Source organism: Reyranella soli (assembly GCF_007992495.1).
GTDB classification, from domain to species: Bacteria; Pseudomonadota; Alphaproteobacteria; order Reyranellales; family Reyranellaceae; genus Reyranella; species Reyranella soli.
This window is the reverse complement of the sequence record NZ_BKAJ01000009.1, coordinates 1-5049: the sequence shown is the minus strand read 5'-3', so window position 1 is coordinate 5049 and position 5049 is coordinate 1. Positions and strand designations below refer to the sequence as shown.

At 65.1% G+C, this 5049-nt stretch carries 4 protein-coding genes; 1 reads left to right on the top strand and 3 read right to left on the bottom strand.

Annotated elements, in window-relative coordinates; translation table 11 throughout:
* Positions 1–27: 27 nt before the first annotated feature.
* The 3 genes from RSO01_RS02830 to RSO01_RS02820 all read right to left on the bottom strand — a co-directional run bounded on the left by RSO01_RS02830 (position 28) and on the right by RSO01_RS02820 (position 3760).
* Positions 28–921 (bottom strand): branched-chain amino acid ABC transporter permease, encoded by an 894-nt coding sequence (locus RSO01_RS02830; protein WP_147146006.1) that lies wholly within the window; start codon positions 919–921, stop codon positions 28–30.
* 83 nt (positions 922–1004) lie between these two features.
* On the bottom strand, positions 1005–2945 hold the full coding sequence (locus tag RSO01_RS02825; protein WP_147146004.1) for an AMP-binding protein: 1941 nt from the start codon (positions 2943–2945) through the stop codon (positions 1005–1007).
* Positions 2942–3760 carry an ABC transporter ATP-binding protein gene (locus tag RSO01_RS02820; RefSeq protein WP_147146002.1) on the bottom strand — a complete coding sequence of 273 codons (819 nt, stop codon included), beginning with the start codon at positions 3758–3760 and terminating at the stop codon, positions 2942–2944. Before RSO01_RS02820 ends, RSO01_RS02825 begins: the two co-directional genes overlap by 4 nt.
* A gap of 242 nt (positions 3761–4002) precedes the next feature.
* Between RSO01_RS02820 and RSO01_RS02815 the strand changes: the two genes are divergently transcribed.
* Positions 4003–4863, top strand: a complete 861-nt coding sequence (locus tag RSO01_RS02815) for a polysaccharide deacetylase family protein (RefSeq protein WP_147146000.1) — start codon at positions 4003–4005, stop codon at positions 4861–4863.
* Positions 4864–5049 lie beyond the last annotated feature (186 nt).

The window sequence follows — 5049 nt, the reverse complement described above, 5'->3', positions numbered from 1 at the left end:
GCGCTCCCAGAAGAGGATGCCCCATCCTCACACCCGCTCGATCTGGCGGCGGCCGAACATGCCGTAGGGCCTGACCATGAGGACCAGGATCATCAGCACGTAGGGCGCGAAGTCCTTGGTGCCGCCGCCGACGTAAGGATCGAGATAGCCCGCCGCCAGGCTTTCGACGATGCCGATGATCAGGCCGCCGATCAGCGCCCCGCCGATCGAATCGAGGCCGCCCAGGATCACCACGGGGAAGACTTTCAAGCCGACCAGGGCGAGCTGGACGTCGACGCCCAGCATGGCGCCCCACACGATGCCGCCGAGCGCCGAGACGATGCCGGCCATCGCCCAGGCGAGCGCGAAGTAACGCTCGACGTTGATGCCCATGGCCTGCGCCACCTGCTGGTTGTCGGCAACGGCGCGCATGGCCACGCCCATGCGGCTCTTCTTGAAGAACCAGCTGAACACGAGGAAGAACAGGACCGCCACCACGGCGCCCAGCACCTGGATCGGCGGCAGCGTGGCCGGGCCGATGGAGATCGGCTCGTCACCGATCGGCAATGGCAAGGCGCGCGTCTCGATGCCCAGCACCAGCGGCCCCCAGCCGCGCAGCACGGCGGCGACGCCGATGGTCGCCATGATCACGGCGACCACGGGCCGGCCGAGCAACGGCCGCAGCACGACCTTCTCCAGGCCGAAGCCGAAGCCGATCATGCCCAAGAGGACGACGACGATGGCGGCGATCAGCGGCGCCTGGGCGCCGAGCACGGTCACCACGATCATGCCGGCCAGCATGACGAACTCGCCCTGAGCGAAGTTGATCGCGTCGGTCGCCTTGTAGACGAGGACGAAGCCCAGCGCGATCAGCGAGTACATCAGGCCGATCGACGCGCCGCTCAACATGAGGGCGAAGAAGAATTCGAGGTCTTCGGACATTATTCCTCTCCCTCATGCTCTTCCGGACCGCGAGCCGGAGGCTCGCGGTCCGGAAGACGATGAGCATGAAGTACCGTCCAACATCACGCCGCCTTCCTTGCCGGCTCCGCGGCAACGTTGCCGTGGATGGCGATGGTCGAATTCAGTGTCGACTTGCGGCCGTCCTCGAAGGTGATCTCCATGGTGACGTCGACCGACGAGGCGCCACCGTAAAAGGCTTCGATGACGTTGGCGTATTTCTCGGCGACGAAGCGGCGGCGGACCTTGCGGGTGCGCGTCATCTCGGCGTCGTCGGCGTCGAGCTCCTTGTTCAGGAGCAGGTAGCGCTTGACCTGCTGCACGTCAGGCAAAGTGGCGTTGGCCTTGGCGATCGCCTCGCCGATCATGACGGCGACCTCGGGCTTGCTGCTGAGGTCCATGAAGCTCGTGTAGGCGAGCCCCTGCTTCTCCGCCCAGGTGCCGACGGTCTGCATGTCGATGGCGATCATGGCGACGACGAACGGGTGCTGGTCGCCGAAGGCCACGGCCTCGCGGATGAACGGGCTGAACTTCAGCTTGTTCTCGATGAACTGCGGCGCGAAGGCCGATCCGTCGGACAGCTTACCCACGTCCTTGGCGCGGTCGATGATGACCAGGTGGCCCTGCTTGTCGAAGAAGCCGGCGTCGCCGGTCTTCAGCCAGCCGTCCGCCGTGACGGTGTCGCGCGTCACCTCGTCCTGCTTGAAATAGCCCTTGAAGACGTTGGAGCCCTTCAGCAGCACCTCGCCGCGGTCGTCGATCTTGATCTCGACGCGCGGGATTGGCCGTCCCACGGTGTTCGGATTGGCCTCGGCATCGGCCTGGCAGGCGATCAGCGCCGACGCCTCGGTGGCACCGTAGACCTGCTTGAGGTTGATGCCGAAGGACCGGAAGAAGCGATAGGTGTCGGGCCCTAGCGGCGCGCCGCCGGTATAGCACCAGCGCGCCTTGCGAAGGCCGAGCTGGTCGCGAACGGGGCCATAGACGAAGATCTCGCCCAGCCCCAAACCGAGCCGGTCGAAAAGCGACAGCGTCTTGCCGTCGCTGCGCTTCAGCTCGCAACGCTCGGCCAGCCCGCGGAAATGCTCGAACACGCGGCGCTTCATCGGCGAGGCGTCGCTGCCCTTGATCTGCATCAGGGTCAGCATGTTCTCCCAGATGCGTGGCGGCGCCAGCATGGCGTCGGGGCCGAGCTCGCGCAGGTCGCGTTGCACCGTCTCCGGGCTCTCCGGGCAATTCGTCGTGAGCTTGGCGACCAGCGCCATCCCCAGAGTGAAGGCGGCATCGCCGACCCAGGCCATGGGCAGGTACGACAGCCAGTTGTCACCCTGCTTGACGTCGTTCACCTCGATGAACGCCTCGGCGGTGGCGATCATGTTGCGATGACTGAGCATCGCGCCCTTGGGACTCCCGGTCGTGCCGGAGGTGTAGGCGATCATCACCGTGTCGTCGGCGCCGCCCTTGGCGAGCTCGGTTTCGTAGAAGCCAGGGTTTGCCGCACCGAACTTGCGCCCCTCCTCCAGCACGCTGTCATAGGAGCGCAGGATGGGATCGTCGTAAAAGGACAGGCCGCGCGGATCGTCGTAGATGATCCAGCGCAGCTTCGGCAGCTTGTCCTTGAGCGACAGCGCCTTGTCGACCTGCTCCTGGTCCTCGGCGACGATGACCGACGTCTCGGCGTGATTCAGCACGTAGACCAGCTCGGAGGCGATCGAATCCTGGTAGACCGGCACCGAGATGCCACCCAGGACCTGGGCTGAAAGCTGGGCGATATAGAGCTGGGGCCGGTTGTCGCCGACCACGGAGAGCTTGTCGCCGCGCTTGAAGCCGATCGCCGCGAGGCCGAGCGCAAAGTCGCGCATCTGGTCGCGGTAGCCTGTCCAGGTCAGCGTCTGCCAGACGCCGCGGGTCTTCTCGCGGATCCCCGGCCCCTTGGGATCCTGCTCGGCATTGCGTTGCAGGAGCTTGGGCAGCGTCGATGTCGCGGCCTGATCGACCAGACTCATGCGCGTTCACTCCTGCTGGTGCCGAGATAGGCCTGGATGACGGCGGGATCGCGCTGGACCTCCTCCGGCGTGCCGGCGGCGATGCGCCGGCCGCGGTCGAGCACCACGACATGGTCGGAGATGTCCATGACCACGCCCATGTCGTGCTCGATCAGCACGACGGTGACACCGCGCTCCTGGTTCACGTCCAGGATGTAGCGCGCCATGTCTTCCTTCTCGTCCTGGTTCATGCCTCCCATCGGCTCGTCGAGCAGCAGCACGCGCGGCTCGACCGCCAGCGCGCGGCCGAGCTCGACACGCTTGCGCAGGCCGTAGGCCAGCGCGGCGGTCGGCTGCTTGCGCAGGTCCTGAAGCTTCAGGAAGTCGATGATCTCCTCGCAAGCCTCGCGATGGGCGATGTCTTCCTTCTGGGCCATGCCCCAGTAGATGACGGAGGAAAGCACGCCCGCCTTCATGCGCACGTGGCGGCCGAGCATCAGGTTGTCGAGTACGGTGAGGCCGCTGAACAACGCGATGTTCTGGAAGGTGCGCGCGATGCCGAGCACGGCGATATCGCTCGGCTTCTTCTGGGTGATGTCCTGGCCTTCGAGCACGACGCGGCCGGTGTCGGGCTTGTAGAAGCCCGAGATCATGTTCAGGAGAGAGGTCTTGCCTGCGCCGTTGGGCCCGATGATGGAAACGATCGCGCCGCGCGGCACTTCGAGCGATACATCCTGCACCGCGACGACGCCGCCGAAACGCTTGGATACGCCCTCGACCACAAGCTGACTGTCGCCCTGTTGCGCGGCCACGCGCCGGGCAGACGACCCCACCATGAACCCTCCCTAATACTCAGCCTCACCTTTGCTTATAATTACCAACATCATGCAGGCTCCGATGGGCGAACGCAACGCTACCGTCTTCCTCCCCAGCGAAGCTGGGGAGGTGCCCGCGTAGCGGGCGGAGGGGTCATGAGCAGCAGTACTGACGCTCATGACCCCTCCGACCCTTCGGGCCACCTCCCCTTCGCGGATTCCGCGAAGGGGAGGTAGAGTTCGCCTTTCCCCGGGAGTTCGCCATGTCGCGTCACATCGTCTGTCTCACCTTCGACCACGATCATCTGTCCGGCTTCATTGCACGCGGGCTGACGACGCCCACCGTCATATCGCGTGGCGAATACGACGTAGTGGTGATCCCGCGCCTGGTCTCGCTGCTGGACCGCTACAACATCAAGGCGACCTTCTTCACGCCCGGCCACACGATCGACAGCACACCGCACGCCGTCACACCTTATGTCGAGGCCGGGCACGAGCTTGCCCATCACGGCTGGACGCATCGCCTGCCCGCCTCGCTGTCGCGCGAGGAGGAGGAAGAGGAGATCGTCCGCGGCAACGAATCGATCAAGCGCATCAGCGGCAGGACGGCGCGCGGCTATCGCTCGCCGGCCTGGGATCTGTCGCCGCACTCGATCGAGCTGCTGCAGAAGCACGGCATCCAGTACGACAGCTCGCTGATGGGCCACGACTACGACTGCTACTTCGCCCGCCAGGGCGACGTCGCCGAGCTCATGACGCCGTTCGTGCGCGGCCGCGAGACGACGCTGGTCGAGATGCCGATCAGCTGGTCGCTCGATGACTTCCCGCACTTCGAATACATGCGCCTGCCCAACGGCTCGGTCATGCCCGGGCTGATGAACGCCACGAACGTGCTGGAGAACTTCGTCGACGACTACACCTACATGACGCGCGTGCAGCCCGACTTCGGCATCCTCACCTACACCTTCCATCCGCACGTCATCGGCCGCGGCCATCGCATGATGATGCTGGAGCGGCTGATCCAGAAACTGATGGAAGGCGGCGCGGAGTTCATGACCATGGAAGCGGCCATGCACGAGTGGCTGGCCCGGCGGCAGCAGGCAGACAAGATCGCCGCCGAGTAAGGGGCGGTCGGTGCATGCACTGCTGTCGAGTTCTCGCAATTTCCGCAATTATCGCAACCGGGCTTTGCTTGGAGAGCCGGAGCACCCCTATCGGCTGGGCCGCATTCGGACAGTTACGCTAGTAGCTCTGCACAGTGGTTTTGACGGGCCGAACGGCAAACGGGATCGTGTTCGTGCGACTCTGTC

Excerpts from the sequence above, each read along its gene's own strand:
- RSO01_RS02830 (WP_147146006.1), bottom strand. The coding sequence starts at position 921 with ATGTCCGAAGACCTCGAATTCTTCTTCGCCCTCATGTTGAGCGGCGCG.
- RSO01_RS02825 (WP_147146004.1), bottom strand. The coding sequence starts at position 2,945 with ATGAGTCTGGTCGATCAGGCCGCGACATCGACGCTGCCCAAGCTCCTG.
- RSO01_RS02820 (WP_147146002.1), bottom strand. The coding sequence starts at position 3,760 with ATGGTGGGGTCGTCTGCCCGGCGCGTGGCCGCGCAACAGGGCGACAGT.
- RSO01_RS02815 (WP_147146000.1), top strand. The coding sequence starts at position 4,003 with ATGTCGCGTCACATCGTCTGTCTCACCTTCGACCACGATCATCTGTCC.